The following is an 18,179-nucleotide window of genomic DNA, read 5'->3' on the forward strand; positions in this document are numbered from 1 at the left end:
TCATGGTTTTCACGTAATGAAAATTTCATCGTCTTGTTTCATTACTTGCGGAGCCGGACGCCGGGGCAAGCGGGACGGGCGATAAAAATTTGCAACCGAATTCAATCGCGGGTTCCCTTACCCGGATTTTTGACGTAGAATGAAATGAGAGAAGGGTGGGCTGAGCATGAAACGACGACTATGGTTGATAATTCCCCTGGCGTTGCTGGTGGCGGGCGGCGGCGCCTACTTCGCGTACCGCGCCGGCGCCGAACCGCAGGCCGAGGCCCAGACGCACACGGTAGTGGCCAAGCACGTCGGCAAGACCGTGCAGGCGCAGCTGGCCACGCGCCAGTCCACCAGCGACCTGACCGCGCTGCGCTCCGCGCTTGAGGCGCAGCTGCCGGGCGTCAAGGTGCCCAAGGTCAACCCGTTCGGCGACGGCGTGACGGTGCACTCCCGCGCCGTGGGCAGCGTCGCCAACTACACGCTTTACCTTGATCGCCACGCCGCCCACGCCGGCACCCGGGCCGAGCTGGCGCTGAAGAAGCAGACGCCGACCAGCACGGCGGCGGCCCAGACCGCCGCACGCACGCTGGCCTACCGCGGCGTTGACGCGACCAAGACCAAGGTGGCACTGGGCAACAACCTGACCGGCGTGACCGACACCGAGGCCGGCCACGCGACCGTGGTCTGGCACCAGGGACTGTTCTCCATCACCGTCCAGGCGCCTAAGGCCGATCCGACGCCGGCCACTGAGCTGGCCCGCAACGTGGTCAGCGTGCTGGCCGCCAACCCGCTGCCGCGCCCGGCGACCCACGGCGCCATCGTGCTGCACGTGACCGACGGCGCCAAGCGCCAGAACACGGTCCGCTGGCGCGAGACCAGCGCGTACTACACCATCAGCGGCACCAACCCGATGGCGACCCTGCGCCTGGCCTTCGGCGTCCGCTAAAGCTGTTTAACAGGCAAACAGCGCCTCAGCTTCGCAGCGATTTGCGAGGGTGAGGCGCTGTTTTGGGTTGGCGCAAGGGGGCGCTGGCTTTTGTGCCGAGGGCGCGGGGAGGCTTCCGGCCATGTCGGCACGCGTGTGGCGCAGGGGCCAGCGTTGCGGCGAGTAGCTCGGCTAGACGCGCTTGCGACGGTCACCGATCAGCCCGAACAGTCCGGCCAGGGCAACCAAAAGGCCGGCGCCGCTCATCAGGCGGTTCTGTGTTGCACCGGTTTGCGGCAGCTTGGCTTGGCCGCTGCGGGTGGCGGTGGGGGTGCCGGGAAGCTTGGCCCCGGTGGCTGTTGGCTTGACACTTGGGGCCGGCTTGGCCTTGGCCGGGGTCGGCTTGGTGATGGACGCGGCCGGGATGGTTGTGGTCGCCGGAATCACCTCGCCGGTGGCTGGCGCCGGCTCCGGTTCTGGTTCCGGTTCTGGTGTCGGTTTTGGCTGCGGCGCCGGTTCCGGTGTCGGCTTAGGCTGTGGCTTCGGCTGCGGGGTTGGGGTCGGCTTCTCCTCAACTTCGGGGGCGGGAACGATCAGCTCGGGCTTGGGCCCAACGTGGTTGGCCCAGACCAGCTGGCCGGCGGCGAAGCCCTGGCGCAGGGCGTCCTTTTCCTGGGCGGTGCGGCCCTCCAGCACGCTGTCTGGAAGGGAGGCGGCGCCGGCTTGGCCGATTTTCAGGCCCAAGGCGTAGGCGTCGACTGCGGCCTGGCTGGCACCGGTCTGGTTGGTGCTGCCCTGAGCGGCCGCATCGGTGTTGGGTCCGGCGTGGTTGAAGTCGGGACGACCAGCACCGGTCTGATCGCCGCTGCCCTGAGCGGACGCGTCGGTGTTAGGACCGGCCTGGTTGAGGTCTGGGCGGCCTGCGCCGGTCTGGTTGGTGCTGCCCTGAGCGGCCGCATCGGTGTTGGGTCCGGCGTGGTTGAAGTCGGGACGACCGGCACCGGTCTGGTCCGTGCTGCCCTGAGCGGACGCGTCGGTGTTAGGACCGGCCTGGTTGAGGTCTGGACGACCAGCACCGGTCTGATCGCCGCTACCCTGAGCGGCCGCGTCGGTGTTAGGACCGGCCTGGTTGAGGTCTGGACGACCAGCACCGGTCTGATCGCCGCTACCCTGTGCGGACGCATCGGTGTTAGGGCCGGCGTGGTTGAGGTCTGGACGACCAGCACCGGTCTGATCGCCGCTACCCTGTGCGGCCGCGTCGGTGTTAGGGCCGGCTGGGGTGTTCTCGGGGCGCTCAACGCCTGGCTGGTCGGTGGCGCCGCTGACCTTGGTGCCGTTCGTCGGGGCGGTTGCCGTGACGCCGGCCTGGCTGACCATCACGCTGGCGGCGCCGACGGTCTTGCCGTTGAGCGCTTGGAAGCTGAGCAGGGTCGTGGCGGCGAGGGCGGTGGTCACCCAAATGCGGTGGCGAATCTTCCGGTTCGTGCTGCTGCGAAGCTCTGTCATAAGTTTCCTCCTTGTGGTGCGGGTTTGATGAGCTGCCTCATCCGCCTCAGTATACCTAGTGTCAAGACACGGGGTCAATTGGGTTGTGCACCATCTAACACGGTCTTCAATCAGAATCGGAATATGGCGCACTTGTGGCGACTGGTGCCGGCGCGCTGGTCACGCGGGCGGTCGCCGCTGGCGTCTTCAGGCGGGTGCATGCGATTGCCACCAAAGTTTTAGGTCATGGCAGTCTCGTGGCGGCGCAGTGGCAGCGGCCACACCAAAAACACCGCCGCAAGAATTGCGGCGGTGCAGGCGATTTTCGGTGTGCGGCTCAGGGCAAGGGCGCCAGGTGCCCGGCGGCTAGGAGACTGGCGGCGAAGTCCGCCGGCGTCTTGACCGTTTTGCCGAAGTTGTCAATCAGGCCGTGGAACTCCTGGGCGTCTTGCAGCGACCAGCCGGCGACCTCACCGGTGGTGGCGTAAAGCGCCTGGTAGGTCGGATAAGGCCGGCCCAGCCAGGTGAACAGGCGGCGGGCGTAGGCGTCGGCCACGAAGGTCGGCTGATCGAAGACGAACAGCCGGCTGGCATCCGCCGTCTCCGGCCCGATGCCGGGCAGCGCCAGCAGCTGGGCGCGCAGCGTGGCCGGCGCGGTCTTGCCGATGCGCGCGAGGTCGAAGTCCCAGTGCGCCAGCCACGCGAAAAGGCCGACCAGGGTGCGGCCCTTGTTTTGGTAGAAACCGCTGGGCCGAATCAGCGGCACCAGCTCCGCTTGGGTCAGCGCGGCGAGGCGGACGGGGTCAAAGCCGGTGGCCGCGCGCAGGTTGGTCAGGCTGCGGTCGACGTTGGCCCAGTTCGTGTTTTGGACCAGGACGGCGCCGACCAGGATCTCGTACTTGGAGTCGGCCGGCCACCAGCCGCTGGGGCCAAGCGCCGCGGCCAAGCGGTCGTACACGTCGCGCAGCGTCCACTCAGCTGACGGCATTGTTCACGTACGCGGCCAGTGCCGCCCCCGTCTTGCCGCCGCTCAGGCCGACGATCAGCTTGATGCGCGCCTTTTGGCCGTTCAGGCCCTGGCAGAAAATCACGCCGGCCTTGGCCAGGTTGACGCCGCCGCCTTCGTAGTCGTAGACCGCCTCGGCCACGCCGTTGAAGCAGCGCGACACCAGCACCACCGGCACGCCGCGGTCCAGCAGGCGCGCAAGGCCCGGCAGCGTCGCCGGCGGCAGGTTGCCGGCACCCAGCGCCTCGATCACCAGCCCCGCGGTGTCCTGCGGCAGCGCGTCGAGCAGCGTCGCGTCCATGCCGGCGTATGCCTTGAGCAGGAAAACGCGATCGACGACGTGGTCGATGGGGCAGGCGGCCTGGTTGATCAGCTCCTGGAAGAACACGGCGCCGGTCTTGGTCACCAGGCCGATTGGGCCGAACGTCGGGGTGCGGAAGGTCGCCACGTTGGTCGTGTGGGTCTTGGTCACGAACCGCGCGGTGTGGATCTCGTCGTTCATCACCACCAGGCAGCCCTTGTGCCGCGCGCCGGCGCTGGCCGCGGTGCGGATGGCGCTGAGGTAGTTGTAGCGGCCGTCGGAGCCGACCTCGTTGGCCGAGCGCATGGCGCCGGTCACCACCACCGGCACCGTCGCGTCCAGCGTGAGGTCCAGGAAGTAGGCCGTCTCCTCTAGGGTGTCGGTGCCGTGCGTGACCACGACACCGTCGATGCCGGCGGCCTCGGCGGTACGGATGCGCCGGCTCAGCTCGAGCATCCGTTCCGGCGTGACGTGCGGCGACGGCAGGTTGAAGATCTCCTCCGAGGTCACCTCGATGCCGTCGAGCACCGCGTCCTGCGCCAAAAGGGCGTTGTGGGCGCCGGGTGCGACGTTGCCGGCCGAATCGGCGGTCATGGCGATGGTGCCGCCGGTGTGCAATGCCAAAATGTGTTTCATTCAATTCGCCTCCAGGCCTCGAGTCGCGGTCGCCCGCGCCGCTTCTTAGCGTAACACGCGCGAGGCACTTTGCAACCCCATTCTGTTCAGACCCTAAAGTTCGTGCAAAACCTATCCCCGAAACTGTTATAATTAGCGAACGAAAAACTGATAGAGGCGGTTAAAGTTGCGGATTTTCAGAAAAGGGCGTAGACTGAAGGCGTACCGAAAATCTATGGAGTAGGATCCATCGCGTTAAGTGCCGCCGGAACGGAATGTGAACGGCGGACGAAGGCTCGGGGGAGGGTCACCAGTGCTGGCGCTGCGCGCCGGCATGGTGATGCCACCCAAGCCGCGGTGGTGGGTCCGCATTCGCCACTTTTGGCGTCTCCTCAAAGGGGATCATCATTATGCAAGCACTCTCTCTGACCGGCCCGAAGCTCACCACCCGCAACCTCGTCTACATGGCGATGTTCATGGCGATGCAGATCGTGCTGGGTCGCCTGTCGTTCGGCACGAGCTTCCTGAAGTTCAGCCCGGCCTTCTTCGCCACGATTCTCATGGCCTACTACCTGGGCCCGTGGCTGTCGGGGCTGACCGCCGCCTTCACGGACCAGCTCTCCACAATCGTCTTCAACCCCGGCGCGAACTTCCCACCGTTCACGCTCAGCGCCGTTTTGGCCGCCATCATCTACGGCGTCTTCTTCTACAACAAGAAGGTCACCGTGTGGCGCGTCGTCACCGCGGTCGGGCTGGTGATCGTGGTCGTCAACATCTTCATGAACACCCTGTGGATCGACATGCTCGGGACGCCCTGGCAGGGCATCATCGGCATCCGCACGGTCAAGAACCTCGCGATGTGGCCGATTCAGGCCTTCCTGTCGTACGCGACCCTGCGCGCCGTCGAGCGCATCAAGCCGCACCTCAACTGAACACAACGTCTGGGGATCGCCGGTGGCGGTCCCTTTTGTGGTACACTAAGGGGCATAATAACGCGCTGCAGCCCTGGCGGCCGCACGCGAGACACCCGATAGGAGCAGACCCGAACATGAAAATCTTAGCGCTCGACACGTCCAACCAGGCCATGAGCGTGGCCGTCGTGGACGGGGACACCGTGCTTTCCGAGATGACCATCAACCGCAAGAAAACGCACAGCGAGCAGCTGCTGCCGACCATCCACCGCCTGCTGGACGTGTCGGGGCTTTCCGCCTCGGACCTCGACCGCGTCGTGGTCGCGGATGGCCCGGGCTCCTACACCGGCCTGCGCATCGCGGTTACCACGGCCAAGACGCTGGCCTACACGCTGGACCTCGAGCTGGTCGGTGTGTCCAGCCTGGCGGCGCTGGCCGCCGGCGTCACGGCGACTCCGGCGGTGATCGTGCCGCTGATGGACGCGCGCCGGCAAAACGTGTTCGCCGGCGGGTACCAGTGGGCCGACGGGGCGCTTCAAAACGTGATTGCGGACCGGCACCTGCCGCTCGCGCAGCTGCTGGCGGAGCTCACCGTCCTGAACCAGCCGGCGGTGTTCACCGGCGCGGACGCGGCCAAGTTCCGCGAGCCGATCGTCGCCGCCCTGGGCCACCTCGCGCACTTCACCGACGCGGTGACCGCGCTGCCGCGGGCGTCGCGGCTGGCCGGACTCGGCGCACCGCTTGCGCCGGTGTCCGCCATCACCTTCGTGCCGCGCTACCTGCGCCTGACGGAGGCGGAGACCACCTGGCTGAAGACCCACGACGATAGAGGACACGCCCCTTATGTTGAGAAAGTTTAAGTCCTGGTTCGACCACGAGCCACCGGCCGCCCTGCGGTTTGCGGAGCAGACGCTGACCTTCAACGACACCACCTACACGCTGCGCCGGATGACCAACGCGGACATCGACGCGGCGATGGGCATCGAGCGCGCGGTTTACTCGGGCGACACGCCCTGGGACCGCATGGCGTTTCTCTCCGAGCTGCGCAAGGTGCAGCACGGGCTGTATTTGGTTTTGGCCGGCGACTACGGCATCGACGCCTTCATCGGCTGCAGCTTCATCGGCACGGAGGCGCACATCACCAACCTCGCCGTCGGCCCGTCTGTGCGGCGGCTGGGCATCGGCGAGGCGCTGATGCGGGTGATGATCGCCAAGGCCTACGACTTCGGCGCGCGCCAGCTGACGCTTGAGGTGGCGACCGACAACGCGGCCGCCCAGGCGCTTTACCACAAGTTGGGCTTTTACGACGGCGCCATCAAGCAAGGGTACTACGCGGGCACGCACAAGGACGCCATGGACATGTGGCGGCCGCTGGATTGAAAGGACGAGGACTTTTGAGTGAACTGATTCTAGCCTTCGAAAGCAGCTGCGACGAGACCTCCGTTGCGGTGATCGAGGACGGCACCACCATCCGCAGCAACATCATCGCCACGCAGATCAACTCGCACAAGCGCTTCGGCGGCGTCGTGCCCGAGGTCGCCTCGCGCCACCACGTCGAGCAGATCACTGAGGTCATCGACCTGGCGCTCAAGGAGGCGAAGGTGACCTACGCCGATCTGACCGCCGTGGCCGTGACTTACGGACCCGGCCTGGTCGGCAGCCTGATGATCGGCGTGACGGCGGCCAAAACGGTCGCGTTCGCGCACCACCTGCCGCTGATTCCGGTCAACCACATGGCCGGCCACATCTACGCCGCCCGCTTCGTGCAGCCGCTGGTTTACCCGCTTTTGGCGCTGGTGGTCTCCGGCGGCCACACCGAGCTGGTCACCGTCAATCACCCCGGCGAGTTCGCCATCATCGGCGACACCCGCGACGACGCGGCGGGCGAGGCCTACGACAAGATCGGCCGCGTGCTGGGCATTCCCTACCCGGCCGGCAAGGAGGTCGACCGGCTCGCGCACCTGGGGCAGGACACGTTCCATTTTCCCCGCGCGATGGTCGACTCAGACGACCTGGACTTCAGCTTCAGCGGCCTGAAGTCGGCGTTCATCAACACCGTGCACCACGCCGACCAGATCGGTGAGACCCTGAGCCGCGAGGACCTCGCGGCCAGCTTCCAGGCCGCGGTGGTCGACGTGCTGGTGGCCAAAACCATGGCGGCGCTCGACTTGCACCCGGTTGGCCAGCTGGTGCTGGCCGGCGGCGTCGCGGCCAACCAGGGCCTGCGCACCGCGCTGGCTCAGGCCCTGGCCGCTAAGCACCCGGACGTCACGCTGATTGTGCCGCCGGTGCGCCTGACCGGCGACAACGCGGCGATGATCGGCGCGGCCGCCCACATCGAGCTGGCCCATGGGCACCTGGCCGACGAGTCGCTGACCGCCACGCCGGGCCTGAACTTCTCGCGCGCCGCGCAGCCGGTGGCCGCAACTGAAGACGTGGCGGCGAAAGCCCCGCTGACTACCGCCGCGCCGCACCATCCGGAGCCAACCGCACCGCAATTCCGCGACCCACGCGACCCGCTCCCGGGCCTGCGCGACGGGCAGGGCGTTGTGCTGCCCAAGCCGGGTCCGGTGCGCCAACGCAAGTAGCCTCACGACATGACAAAGAGCGGCCCTGCCGCGCATCCATTCAGGGATGCGCGGCGGGGCCGCTGCTTTGGTGTGGTCGAACGCGTGTGAGGCCGAAAGACGGCGCCAATCCGGGCCGGAACCCGGCGGTCGCCGCTAGTCGCCCTGCAGGTCCTCCAGCTTCAGGCTGGCGTCCTCCCAGGCGTCCTCGGTCTCGGCCACCTTGGCGTTGACGGCGTCGAGCTGCTCTTGAAGCGCCTGCATCTTGACGTAGTCGGTCAGGACCTCAGGCGCGGTCATCTGCTGCTGCAGCGCGTCGGCCTGGTCGGACAGCGTCCCGAGCTGCTCTTCAAGCGCCGCCACCTCGCGCTCGAGCTTGCGCTGGGCCTTTTGGTCGGCCTTGCTCTGCTGGTAGTCGCTCTTGGCGGCGCTGACGGTCGGGGCCGCGACCGAGTCTGCGTTTTCTGCGGCCAGCGCCTTTTTCTCGGCCAGCTTCTCCTGGTAGTAGTCCCAGTTGCCGAGGTAGCGGTCGGCGCCTTCCGGTTGGATGTCGACGATGCTGGTCGCCAGCTCGTTGATGAAGTAGCGGTCGTGGGAGACGAACAGCACGGTGCCGCCAAAATCGGCGAGCGCCTGCTCGAGCACCAGCTTGGAGTTGATGTCCAGGTGGTTGGTCGGCTCGTCGAGCACGAGGAAGTTGTCGTGCTTCAAGGACAGCTTGGTCAGCTCCAGCCGCGCCTTTTGGCCGCCGGAGAGGTCGCCGACGCGCTTTTCGATGTCGTTGGCGTCGAAGAGGAAGGCGGCCAGGGCCGAGCGGATGTCCTTTTCGGCCATGGTCGGGTGGTCGTCCCAGATCTCGGCGATCACGGACTTGTCCCAGTGCAGCTGGTGTTGATCCTGGTCGTAGTAGCCGGTGGTGACGTTGGTGCCGAAGCGCGCGCGGCCGGCCTTGAACGGAATCTGGCCGAGCACGCTCTTGAGCAGGGTGGACTTGCCGACGCCGTTGTGGCCGATGATGGCGATGCGGTCGCCCTTGTTGACCTGAAAATCGATCGGGCCGGCCATGACGGGCCCGTCCGGGTAGCCGACGGACGCGTCGATCACCTGCAGCACCTCGTTGCCCGAGGTCTTCTCAGGGGTGAAGTGGAAGTGCACGGTTTTCTCCGGGCCGTCCGGGCGCGGCAGGCGCTCCATCTTCTCGAGCTGCTTGCGCCGCGCCTGCGCCTGCTTGGTGGAGCTGGCGCGCACGATGTTTTTGGCCACGAAGTCCTCGAGCTTGGCGATCTCCTCTTGCTGCTTCTCGTAGGCTTTCCACGCCAGGGCGCGGTTTTGGTCCTTTTGCCTGAGGTAGCCGGAGTAGTTGGTCGTGTAGTGCACGGCGCGCGTCGGGGTCAGCTCGTAGATCTCAGACACCACGTGGTCCAGGAAGTACTGGTCGTGGCTGACGGTGAGAATCGCGCCGGCGTAAGTCTTGAGGTAGCCTTCAAGCCAGCTGAGCGTGTCGATGTCCAGGTGGTTGGTCGGCTCGTCCAGGATGATGAGGTCGTGGTGCTCAAGCAGAAGCTTGGCCAGCGCCAGCCGCGAGCGCTCGCCGCCGGACAGCGTGTGGATCGGCATCTCCCAGGTGTCTTCCGGGAAGCTGAAGCCGGTCAAAACGCCGCGGATCTCGGCGCGGTAGCCGTAGCCGTTTTGGGCCTCAAAGTCGTGCTGCAGCTGGTCGTACTGCTTCATTACTGCGTCGTACTGGTCGGCGTCCTTGGCGAGCGCGGGGTCGGCGATGGCCGCCTCCAGCTCGTGCATGCGCTTTTCCATGGCGATCTGCGCGGCGAAAATCGTGAGCATCTCGGCGAAGATGTTGCGGGAGGAGTCTAGCCCCGAGTCCTGCGCCAGGTAGCCGATCGACATGTTCTTGCCGGTGGTGACCAGCCCGCCGTCCGCGGGGTCGAGGCCCGCGAGTATGCGCAGCAGGGTGGTTTTGCCGATGCCGTTGGGGCCGACCAAGCCGATGCGCGAGTTGGTCTGGACCTCAAGCGTGATGCCCGTGAATAGGTCGTTGCCGTCGAAGGTGCGGCCAACGCCTTGGGCCTGCATGATGATCATCTTATCGTTCCTTTCGGGAGGTTAATAAGTCCAGTTTACCATAGAAGGAAAGTTCGGGTTGTGAAATTAAATGAGCAAGACTAGCGCCGAAACTTGCAGTCTTCTTGAAAAGCGGTTACTATATTTTGAGAAGCATGCGGAATTTTTCACAATTTCGCGGCAAACTGTGCCGCCGCCTGCGCGCGGCCAACTTAGGAGGCAAATGAATGGCTGAAACGATGATTCCCAAGGCCACGGCGAAGCGCCTGCCGCTCTACTACCGCTACCTGAACTTCCTCGCGAACTCCGGCACCACCAAGGTTTCCTCCACGGAGCTGTCCGAGGCCGTCAAGGTGGACTCGGCGACGATCCGGCGCGACTTCTCGTACTTCGGGGCGCTGGGCAAGCGCGGCTACGGCTACGACGTGATGGACCTGATCAAGTTCTTCAAGAAAATCCTGAACCAGGACCGCCTGACCAACGTCGCGCTGGTCGGCGTCGGGAACCTCGGCCACGCCCTTTTGAACTACAACTTCCGCCAGACCAACAGCATTCGGATCAGCGCGGCCTTCGACGTCAACCCGGACATCGCCGGCACCATCCAGGCCGGCGTGCCCGTGTACCCGATGGCGGAGCTGGTCTCCCAGCTGCGCCAGCAACAGATCGAGATCGTGATCCTGACCGTGCCGATCGACGCGGCCCAGGGCATCACCGACGACCTGGTGAAGGCGGGCATCAAGGGCATCATGAACTTCACGCCGCTGCGCATCTCAGTGCCAAGCTACGTCCGGGTCCAAAACGTCGACCTGGCCACCGAGCTGCAGACGTTGATCTACTTCCTGGAGCACTACGGCCCGACGCTGCAGGAAACCGAGGAAGACTAGGCGAATTGTCGGTTTCGCCGGCGCCCGATTCCGAAAAGGTCGCCGCGCACCGCCCACTGGGGTGGTTGCGCGGCGGCCTTTTTGCGTCCGGTCGGTTTCGCGTGGCGGACTCTGCGCCCGGGGCCCAGCGGCCGGGTGGCGTGAGGCGGCGGCCGATCGTCGCGCCTGGCGCAGGCATGGCCCGCGTGATTGACGTTTACCCCGCAAATTGGTATATTGGCCTCGATTACAAGCGGGGAGGGACAGCCATGAGCCTAGACGGGCAGCGCGGCAGTCAGCTATTGAAGCAGCATCACGTCGGCATCAGCCTGAAGCAGCGGCACGTGCTGCGGCCGGGGCTGGGCCTCGGTCGCCCGGGCATCGCGCTCGGACGCGGCGCCGCGGCAAAGGCGGTGGCCGGCCACGCGCCGACCCCGGGTCAGCGCCAGGAGGCTGCCAAGCCCAAGGCGCTCTCGGCGCCGCGGGCCAACGCGCCACAAGCGGCACGACCAAGCGGCACCGCGCGTCCGGCCGCGGACCAGGGCGCAAATCGCCCGCGCAACGCCGGCGCCCAGCGGTCGCGGCCGACCGGCAGCCAGGCCCAGGCCCCGCGGCAGCCGGCCCGCAACCAGCCGCAGCGCAACGCCAACGCCCAGCGGCGCAAGTCCCAGCCCGAGGCGGAAAGCCAGCGGGTGCGGATGCCAACCGAGTTGCCGCGCCAGACTTCGCCACAACCCAGGCCCGCCCAGCAGCCGACGCAGGCCAAGGGGTCGCCTTGGGCCACGGTGGTGATGATCATCATCGCGGTGGTGCTGATCTGGTATTACATCATGGGATGAGGTGAGACCATGGAGGCATTGTTGAATCAACCCTGGTGGGTGCTGGCGCTGGTCGGCATTCTGGTGGCCATCGTCGGCGGCGCGTTCGTCTGGGCGCTTTTCTCCCTCGTCGCGCTGCCGATCTTGGCCGCGCTCAGCCGGCTGTTTTGCGGTGTGGACAACAGCACCGCCGAAAGCGCCAAGCGCTACCTGGTCGGCACCACCAGCCTGACCATCCCGGTCGGCGGGCTCGGCGAGGTGATGGTCACGGGCAACGGGCGCGCGCGGCAGACCTACGCCGCCCGCGCGTACGACGCCGGGACCCGCATCGCGCAGGGCACCCGCGTCGTGGTTATCGAGCTCAAGGAAGGCGTCGCCTACGTGCAGCCGGCGCAGGGCGCACCGGATAAGGAGTTGGAATAGGGAACTGTCACTGGTCGCTGTGCCGGCCACTCGCAAAACGTGTTCACCGCGGCGACGCGGGTACGTCCAGCTGGTCAGGGTGCTGGGTCCAAGTGCGACCCATCGCCCAGCCTGCGCTGGTCGACCGCTAAGCCCGCCGCGTTCACACTCTACTAAAGGAAGTGTCATGATGGAAAATTACTCTAGCCTGATTGCCATCGGCGTCATCGCCGTCTTGGTCATTTTGTTCTTTGTTTTTCTGGTCACGCACCGCAAGACCGCACTGCCCAACGAGGTGCTGATCATCTCCGGGGCCATGATCGGCGGCAAGCACTCGTACCAAGACACCAACGGCAACAAGGTGAAGCTGATCACCAACGGCGGGGCGTTCATCCTGCCGATCGTCCAGCGCTGGGACGCGCTGTCCCTGAACACCCGCACGATCGAGGTGGCGACCCCCGAGGTTTACACCAAGGCCGGCGTGCCGATCAAGGTCGACGGCACCGTCATTTTGAAGATCGGCTCCTCGCTTGAGGAGATCGCGACGGCCGCCGAGCAGTTCCTGGGCAAGGAGGACGCGCAGATCAACGGCGAGGCCACCGAGATCCTCGAGGGGCACCTGCGCGCCATCCTGGGCACGCTGACCGTCGAGGACACCTACCAGAACCGCGAAGTCTTCGCCGAGAAGGTGCAGGAGGTTGCAAGCTCCGACCTGGCCAAGATGGGCCTGCAGATCGTCTCCTTCACCATCAAGGACATCACCGACAGCAACGGCTACCTCGACAGCCTGGGCAAAAAGCAGATCGCCGAGGTCAAAAAGAACGCGGCGATCGCCGAGGCCGAGGCCGACAAGGAGCGGCGCATCAAGCAGGCCGAGGCCGACCAGCTCGCGCAGGAGGAGGAGATCAAGCGCCAGACGCAGGTCGCCGACTCCAAGCGCGCCCAGGCCGTGCAGGTCGCAGAGTTCGAAAAGGAGCAGCAGATCGCCAAGGCGCAGGCCGACCAGGCGTCCATCGCCGAGCAGATGAAGGCCAAGCAGGTCCAGAAGGAAAAGGACATCGAGCTGGCCCAAAAGGATGCGGACCTGCAGGAAATGACCCTGAACGCGACCGTGCGCAAGCAGGCCGACGCGAACCGCTACCAGGCCGAGCAGGAGGCCGCCGCGCAAAAGGCGGCCAGCATCGCCCAGGCGCAGGCGCAGGCCGAGCAGGTGCGCTTAGCCGCCGAGGCTTCCGCCGAGCAGGTCAAGCTGCAGGCGGCCGCCCAGGCTGAGCAGGTCCGCCAGGCCGCCGACGCCGCGGCCCACCAGGTCGAGGTGCAGGGCCAGGCCGAGGCCAAGGCCACGGAGCTGACCGGTAACGCGACGGCCGCCAAGACCCGCGCCGTCGGGCTGGCGGAGGCCGAGGCCACGGAGAAAAAGGCCGCGGCGCTGGCCAAGATGAACGAGTCCGGGAAGCTGCAGATGGTGCTGGATGTCATGCCAGCGCTGTTCGCCGCCAACGCGGACGCCTACAAGAACGTTGACCATGTGACCCTTTACGGTCAGGGCGACGTCACCGGGCAGTCGGTCGAGAACATGACCAAGCAGCTGACGATGATCCGCCAGATGACCGGCATCGACCTGGAGCAGGTGATCAACAGCACCATCAGCACCAAGGCCGGTACCAAGCCGGTGGCCGACGCGGTCGCGGACAAGGACTAAGTCGCGTCAGTCAGGGCGCATCCCCGTAGTTTTGCGGGGATGCGCCTTTTTCGTGTCGGCGGCCACACTAAAAAAGCCGTGCGCTCCCTGTCGCAGGGGGCGCACGGCAATGTCAACGTCCCAGCTCCGGGTTGTAGATGGTGTACACCTGGGCGTTAGGGTTGTTGAAGTCGAAGGTCTTGTTGGCGTTGTTCTCGCGCACGTTCTGGTTGGCGATGGTCTCGGACTTCAGCCCCAGTGCGGCGCGCAGCTTGTCGGAGACGCGCTGCAGCTCGGCGGTTGCCGGCACCTGGTAGGACGACGGACCCGGGTAGACCCAGGCGTTGTGGCCCTGCACGTGGTCGGTGGTCACCTTGCCGGCCGCGGCGCGGTAGTTGGCGACCAGCGCGGTCAGGTCGGAGAAGCTCAGGTTGGTGCGCATGTTGCCCGAGATGGTCTTGAGCAGGCTGTCAAAATGGGTCAGCGTGTCGGTCGACAGCGCCTTTTTGAGGATGGCGCGAATGACCTGCTGCTGGCGCTTCTGGCGGCCGTAGTCGCCCTCCGGATCCTCGTGACGCATCCGCGCGTAGGCCAGCGCCCACGCGCCGTTCAGGTGCATCGGACCCTTGACGAAGTGCTGCGAGCCGGTGTCCTTGTCGGTGAAGGAGAAGGGCACCTGGACGTCGATGCCGCCGACCGCGTCGACGATTTTCTCCAGCGCCCCCATGTTGACGGTCAGGTAGTAGTTGATCGGCACGTTGACCAGCGACGACACGGTGTCGACGGCCATTTTCGAGCCGCCGATCGAGTAGGCGGCGTTGATCTTTTGCATGTTGAAGGACTTGGTGCCGATCATCTTGGCCGCCGTGTCGCGCGGCACGCTGACCAGCGTCGTCTGCTTCTTCTGCGGATTGACCACCGCCACGATCAGGGTGTCGGAGCGGCCGTTGTCGGTGCGCCCCAGCGCCCCGGAGTCCACGCCAATCAAAAGCGCGGCGAAGGGCTTCTTGTTTTGAATCGTGGGGTTGGCCTTGCTCGAGCCGTCGATGCTGGCGTAGGTCTTGTCAAAGGCGTACTTGGCCTGGCTGTACAGCCGCAGCCCGTAGAGGCCGGCGGCGACCAGCGCAGTGGAAACAATCAAGAGAATCAGTTTGAGCCACGGCCGGCTCGGCCGCTGGTGGCGGTTGGTGCGACTATCCATTCGAATCACTCCTCAGTGCCATTGTACAGGGTTGCGTGCCGCCCGGGCGCCCGGAGCGGTGTTGTTAACGCATCCTTAAGCTCGGGGACGGTTGCGCTGGGTTGCGGCACGAACCGAAGCCTGCAGCAGTGGCTCGTGCGCGCTACGCCATGTGTCCCGCTAAGTGCGCCTTGCTCCGCCCTGGTATCGTCGGGCTCCTCAAGGCAACGGCCACTCGTCTAGCTAAGCCCAGCGCTCGGGGCAAAGTGCGCCCCAAGCGCTGGGCTTACGCTAGCCGGTGGCCTAAGTGCGCCTTGCTCCGCCCTGGTCATCGTTGGGCTCCGCAAGGCAACGCGGGAGCACATAGCTTGCACCGGCACTTGGACCTAAGTGCGGGTCCAAGTGCCGGTGCTACGCTATGTGTCCCGCTCAGTGCGCCTTGCTCCGCCTAGTATCGTCGGGCTCCTCAAGGCAACGGCCACTCGTCTAGCTAAGCCCAGCACTCGGGGCAAAGTGCGCCCCAAGCGCTGGGCTTACGCTATCCGGTGGCCTAAGTGCGCCTTGCTCCGCCCTGGTTAGTGTCCCACGGCGTACATCAGGGTCAGGGCGACGGTGCCGATGTGGGCGATGATCGCCGGCTGGATGCTGCCGGTGCGCTGGTAGAGGAAGGCGTAGGCGAGCCCCGCCAAGGTGCCCATCAGCCAGTGGCTGGGGTTGGTGGCCAGGGCGAACAGCAGGCCGGCGATCAGGGCCGCACCGAACTTGCCGGTGACACCGGCGAGGTTGCCGAACAGGACGCGGCGGAAGGTGAGCTCCTCGAGAATCGGCATCGCGATGATCAGGCTGATCAGGTAGCCGGGAGCGGTGTGAATTGCCGTCAGGGTCTGGTTCAAAGCGCCGGCCCCAGCGAGGCCGAACAGCAGCTGCTCAAGCAGGCTGCCGACGACCTGCGCGGCCAGCACGATGGCAATGCCGGAGACGCCCCACACGGCACGCGACGTCGGGCTTGCGACACCGGGCGCCTCGATGGCGTTGGGCACGACCAGCTTGGCGTCGAAGCGCCAGGCGACCAGCAGGCAGGCCAGGGCCAGCGCCGCGCTGAGCCACAGGCCGAGCGCCCCCAGCCGGGTCAACAGCGTGCCGCCGATCAGGGCGACTAGGTAGCAGCCGATAAGTTCTAGCGCGTGTTTTTGTAATGACATCGGGCACCTCCATGGGAATTCTTGTCACGGTCAGTATAACAGAGAGAGTTGGGGGTTGCATTCAGGCGGCAAACTCGTTATAGTTATGAATGTAGTTAGCACTTGAGACGTAAGAGTGCTAAGCCTAATCAATCATGTATGGAGGGATTGCCTTGTTAAAACCATTAGGAGACCGCGTCGTCGTGTTGGTCGTTGAGGAACAAGAAGAGACTGTTGGGGGCATCGTGCTCGCCAGCAACGCGAAGGAAAAGCCCCAATCCGGCAAGATCGTCGCGGTAGGTGAAGGCACGCGCACGCCGGAAGGCAAGCTTCTGCCGCTCACCGTCAAGGTCGGCGACGTGGTCGTTTACGACAAGTACGCCGGTTCCGAAGTGAAGTACGAAGGCGAGAAGTACCTGGTCCTGCACGAAAAGGACCTCATGGCAATCGCTGAGTAACCAAGTCAAATCTATCATATGAGGTGAAGTAGACACATGGCAAAAGATATTAAGTTCGGCGAGGACGCGCGCCACGCAATGCTGGCCGGCGTCGACAAGTTAGCAAACACGGTCAAGACGACCCTTGGGCCTAAGGGGCGCAACGTCGTTTTGGACAAGTCTTACGGCTCCCCTGAGATCACCAACGATGGTGTGACCATCGCCAAGAACATCGAGCTTGAGGACCACTACGAGAACATGGGCGCCAAGCTGGTGGCCGAGGTCGCAACCAAGACCAACGACATCGCCGGTGACGGCACCACGACCGCGACCGTTCTGGCCCAGTCCATCATCCGCGAAGGCATGAAGAACGTGACCGCCGGTGCCAATCCGGTCGGCATCCGTCGCGGGATCGAAAAGGCCACCAAGGCGGCCGTTGACGAACTGCACAAGATTTCCCACACCGTTTCCGGCAAGAAGGAAATCGCGCAGGTGGCCAGCGTTTCGTCCGCTGACCCTGAAGTCGGCGACCTGATCGCCGACGCGATGGAAAAGGTCGGCCACGACGGCGTCATCACCATCGAGGAAAGCAAGGGGATCCAGACCGAGCTCTCCGTCGTTGAGGGGATGCAGTTCGACCGCGGCTACCTGTCTCAGTACATGGTGACCGACAACGACAAGATGGAAGCGGACCTCGACAACCCGTACATCCTGATCACCGACAAGAAGATCTCCAACATCCAGGACATTTTGCCACTGCTGCAGGAAATCGTGCAGCAGGGTAAGGCCCTCCTGATCATCGCCGACGACGTGGACGGCGAAGCGCTGCCGACCCTTGTTTTGAACAAGATCCGCGGCACCTTCAACGTCGTTGCCGTCAAGGCTCCAGGCTTCGGCGACCGGCGCAAGGCGCAGCTTGAAGACATCGCGATCCTGACCGGCGCCACCGTCATCACCGGCGACCTCGGCCTCGACCTCAAGGACGCCAAGCTCGAACAGCTCGGCCAGGCCGGCAAGGTCACCATCACCAAGGACAACACGACGATCGTCGAAGGCGCAGGCGACAAGGACGCCATCGCCGAGCGTGTGGCCACCATCAAGAAGCAGATCGAGGACACGACCTCTGACTTCGACAAGGAGAAGCTGCAGGAGCGCTTGGCCAAGCTGGCCGGCGGTGTTGCCGTGATCAAGGTCGGTGCTGCAACCGAAACCGAGCTCAAGGAGCGCAAGTACCGCATCGAAGACGCCCTGAACGCGACCCGTGCGGCCGTCGAGGAAGGCTACGTGGCCGGCGGCGGTGTTGCCCTCGTCAACGCGCAAAAGGCCGTTGCCGCCCTCACCGAGGAAGGCGACGTCCAGACCGGGATCAACATCGTGCTGCGCGCCCTTGAGGAACCTGTTCGCCAGATTGCTGAAAACGCGGGCCTGGAAGGCTCCGTCATCGTTGAGCGCATGAAGCACGAAGCCACGGGCTTTGGCTACAACGCCGCAACGGACGTCTGGGAAGACATGGCCGCGGCCGGCATCATCGACCCGACCAAGGTGACCCGCTCCGCGCTGCAAAACGCCGCTTCCGTTTCCGCTTTGATCCTGACCACCGAGGCCGTTGTGGCCGACAAGCCAGAACCGAAGACGGACGCTCCACAGCCAGGTGCCGGCGCACCGGGCATGGGCGGCATGATGTAACCCACGCTTCTTAGACAAGAAGGAAAAAAGATCGGCTGAGGCCGGTCTTTTTTT

General features: G+C 65.2%; 16 protein-coding genes, 1 pseudogene and 1 riboswitch. Of the genes and pseudogenes, 11 read left to right on the top strand and 6 right to left on the bottom strand.

Going from position 1 to position 18,179, the window contains the following annotated elements:
* Positions 1-166: 166 nt before the first annotated feature.
* Entirely contained in the window at positions 167-934 is a 768-nt protein-coding gene (locus tag LE416_RS08825) for a hypothetical protein (RefSeq protein ID WP_225048135.1), read from the top strand.
* Positions 935-1,105: 171 nt separating this feature from the next.
* Here LE416_RS08825 and LE416_RS08830 read toward each other — a convergent pair whose 3' ends face one another.
* From LE416_RS08830 to LE416_RS08840, 3 genes are all read right to left on the bottom strand, one after another.
* Positions 1,106-2,419 (bottom strand): LPXTG cell wall anchor domain-containing protein, encoded by a 1,314-nt coding sequence (locus LE416_RS08830; RefSeq protein WP_225048136.1) that lies wholly within the window; start codon positions 2,417-2,419, stop codon positions 1,106-1,108.
* 316 nt (positions 2,420-2,735) lie between these two features.
* Entirely contained in the window at positions 2,736-3,386 is a 651-nt protein-coding gene (locus LE416_RS08835; protein WP_225048137.1) for an endonuclease III domain-containing protein, read from the bottom strand.
* Positions 3,373-4,341, bottom strand: a complete 969-nt coding sequence (locus LE416_RS08840) for an asparaginase (protein ID WP_225048138.1) — start codon at positions 4,339-4,341, stop codon at positions 3,373-3,375. The genes LE416_RS08835 and LE416_RS08840 overlap by 14 nt, the downstream gene beginning before the upstream one ends.
* 213 nt (positions 4,342-4,554) lie before the next feature.
* Positions 4,555-4,700: riboswitch (THF riboswitch) on the top strand.
* Between the two features lie 30 nt (positions 4,701-4,730).
* On the opposite strand from LE416_RS08840, the gene LE416_RS08845 reads away from it, so the two are divergent.
* From LE416_RS08845 to tsaD, 4 genes and pseudogenes are all read left to right on the top strand, one after another.
* Positions 4,731-5,252, top strand: a complete 522-nt coding sequence (locus LE416_RS08845; RefSeq protein ID WP_225048139.1) for a folate family ECF transporter S component — start codon at positions 4,731-4,733, stop codon at positions 5,250-5,252.
* 116 nt (positions 5,253-5,368) lie between these two features.
* Positions 5,369-6,091, top strand: coding sequence for a tRNA (adenosine(37)-N6)-threonylcarbamoyltransferase complex dimerization subunit type 1 TsaB (gene tsaB / locus LE416_RS08850; protein ID WP_225048140.1), 723 nt, complete (start codon positions 5,369-5,371; stop codon positions 6,089-6,091).
* Complete coding sequence (rimI, locus tag LE416_RS08855) at positions 6,075-6,611, top strand: ribosomal protein S18-alanine N-acetyltransferase (protein ID WP_225048141.1); 537 nt, start codon at positions 6,075-6,077, stop codon at positions 6,609-6,611. The genes tsaB and rimI overlap by 17 nt, the downstream gene beginning before the upstream one ends.
* A 14-nt stretch (positions 6,612-6,625) precedes the next feature.
* Positions 6,626-7,642 (top strand): annotated as a pseudogene (gene tsaD / locus LE416_RS08860) (tRNA (adenosine(37)-N6)-threonylcarbamoyltransferase complex transferase subunit TsaD); the annotation flags it as partial.
* Between the two features lie 312 nt (positions 7,643-7,954).
* On the opposite strand, the gene LE416_RS08865 reads toward tsaD, so the two are convergent.
* Entirely contained in the window at positions 7,955-9,898 is a 1,944-nt protein-coding gene (locus tag LE416_RS08865; RefSeq protein WP_225048142.1) for an ABC-F family ATP-binding cassette domain-containing protein, read from the bottom strand.
* 206 nt (positions 9,899-10,104) lie between these two features.
* Here LE416_RS08865 and LE416_RS08870 point away from each other — a divergent pair, with 206 nt between their 5' ends.
* The 4 genes from LE416_RS08870 (at position 10,105) to LE416_RS08885 (ending at position 13,662) form a co-directional block, all read left to right on the top strand.
* A complete protein-coding gene (locus tag LE416_RS08870; RefSeq protein ID WP_225048143.1) occupies positions 10,105-10,761 on the top strand; it encodes a redox-sensing transcriptional repressor Rex in 657 nt (218 codons plus the stop codon).
* Positions 10,762-11,009: 248 nt separating this feature from the next.
* On the top strand, positions 11,010-11,579 hold the full coding sequence (locus LE416_RS08875; RefSeq protein WP_225048144.1) for a hypothetical protein: 570 nt from the start codon (positions 11,010-11,012) through the stop codon (positions 11,577-11,579).
* A 9-nt stretch (positions 11,580-11,588) separates the two neighbouring features.
* Positions 11,589-11,981, top strand: a complete 393-nt coding sequence (locus tag LE416_RS08880) for a hypothetical protein (protein ID WP_225048145.1) — start codon at positions 11,589-11,591, stop codon at positions 11,979-11,981.
* A gap of 169 nt (positions 11,982-12,150) precedes the next feature.
* A complete protein-coding gene (locus tag LE416_RS08885) occupies positions 12,151-13,662 on the top strand; it encodes a flotillin family protein (RefSeq protein WP_420844382.1) in 1,512 nt (503 codons plus the stop codon).
* A 112-nt stretch (positions 13,663-13,774) separates the two neighbouring features.
* Here the strand turns inward: LE416_RS08885 and LE416_RS08890 are convergent, their stop codons facing one another.
* Together LE416_RS08890 and LE416_RS08895 are read right to left on the bottom strand one after the other, a co-directional pair.
* On the bottom strand, positions 13,775-14,842 hold the full coding sequence (locus tag LE416_RS08890; protein WP_225048146.1) for an LCP family protein: 1,068 nt from the start codon (positions 14,840-14,842) through the stop codon (positions 13,775-13,777).
* Positions 14,843-15,396: 554 nt separating this feature from the next.
* Positions 15,397-16,023, bottom strand: coding sequence for a CPBP family intramembrane glutamic endopeptidase (locus tag LE416_RS08895; RefSeq protein ID WP_225048147.1), 627 nt, complete (start codon positions 16,021-16,023; stop codon positions 15,397-15,399).
* A gap of 152 nt (positions 16,024-16,175) precedes the next feature.
* Between LE416_RS08895 and groES the strand changes: the two genes are divergently transcribed.
* Together groES and groL are read left to right on the top strand one after the other, a co-directional pair.
* The gene (gene groES / locus LE416_RS08900) at positions 16,176-16,460 is read left to right on the top strand and encodes a co-chaperone GroES (RefSeq protein WP_225048148.1); all 285 of its coding nucleotides are present in this window, start codon (positions 16,176-16,178) and stop codon (positions 16,458-16,460) included.
* A 36-nt stretch (positions 16,461-16,496) separates the two neighbouring features.
* Entirely contained in the window at positions 16,497-18,125 is a 1,629-nt protein-coding gene (gene groL, locus LE416_RS08905) for a chaperonin GroEL (RefSeq protein ID WP_225048149.1), read from the top strand.
* Positions 18,126-18,179 lie beyond the last annotated feature (54 nt).

Source organism: Lacticaseibacillus kribbianus, assembly GCF_020180945.1.
GTDB classification, from domain to species: domain Bacteria; phylum Bacillota; class Bacilli; order Lactobacillales; family Lactobacillaceae; genus Lacticaseibacillus; species Lacticaseibacillus kribbianus.

What these genes read in the sequence shown, in the direction of transcription:
- LE416_RS08865 (WP_225048142.1), bottom strand. Translation starts at nt 9,898, where the DNA reads ATGATCATCATGCAGGCCCAAGGCGTTGGCCGCACCTTCGACGGCAAC.
- LE416_RS08845 (WP_225048139.1), top strand. Translation starts at nt 4,731, where the DNA reads ATGCAAGCACTCTCTCTGACCGGCCCGAAGCTCACCACCCGCAACCTC.
- LE416_RS08840 (WP_225048138.1), bottom strand. Translation starts at nt 4,341, where the DNA reads ATGAAACACATTTTGGCATTGCACACCGGCGGCACCATCGCCATGACC.
- LE416_RS08825 (WP_225048135.1), top strand. Translation starts at nt 167, where the DNA reads ATGAAACGACGACTATGGTTGATAATTCCCCTGGCGTTGCTGGTGGCG.
- rimI (WP_225048141.1), top strand. Translation starts at nt 6,075, where the DNA reads ATGTTGAGAAAGTTTAAGTCCTGGTTCGACCACGAGCCACCGGCCGCC.
- LE416_RS08885 (WP_420844382.1), top strand. Translation starts at nt 12,151, where the DNA reads ATGGAAAATTACTCTAGCCTGATTGCCATCGGCGTCATCGCCGTCTTG.
- LE416_RS08880 (WP_225048145.1), top strand. Translation starts at nt 11,589, where the DNA reads ATGGAGGCATTGTTGAATCAACCCTGGTGGGTGCTGGCGCTGGTCGGC.
- LE416_RS08830 (WP_225048136.1), bottom strand. Translation starts at nt 2,419, where the DNA reads ATGACAGAGCTTCGCAGCAGCACGAACCGGAAGATTCGCCACCGCATT.
- LE416_RS08895 (WP_225048147.1), bottom strand. Translation starts at nt 16,023, where the DNA reads ATGTCATTACAAAAACACGCGCTAGAACTTATCGGCTGCTACCTAGTC.
- tsaB (WP_225048140.1), top strand. Translation starts at nt 5,369, where the DNA reads ATGAAAATCTTAGCGCTCGACACGTCCAACCAGGCCATGAGCGTGGCC.
- LE416_RS08890 (WP_225048146.1), bottom strand. Translation starts at nt 14,842, where the DNA reads ATGGATAGTCGCACCAACCGCCACCAGCGGCCGAGCCGGCCGTGGCTC.
- LE416_RS08870 (WP_225048143.1), top strand. Translation starts at nt 10,105, where the DNA reads ATGGCTGAAACGATGATTCCCAAGGCCACGGCGAAGCGCCTGCCGCTC.
- groL (WP_225048149.1), top strand. Translation starts at nt 16,497, where the DNA reads ATGGCAAAAGATATTAAGTTCGGCGAGGACGCGCGCCACGCAATGCTG.
- LE416_RS08835 (WP_225048137.1), bottom strand. Translation starts at nt 3,386, where the DNA reads ATGCCGTCAGCTGAGTGGACGCTGCGCGACGTGTACGACCGCTTGGCC.
- LE416_RS08875 (WP_225048144.1), top strand. Translation starts at nt 11,010, where the DNA reads ATGAGCCTAGACGGGCAGCGCGGCAGTCAGCTATTGAAGCAGCATCAC.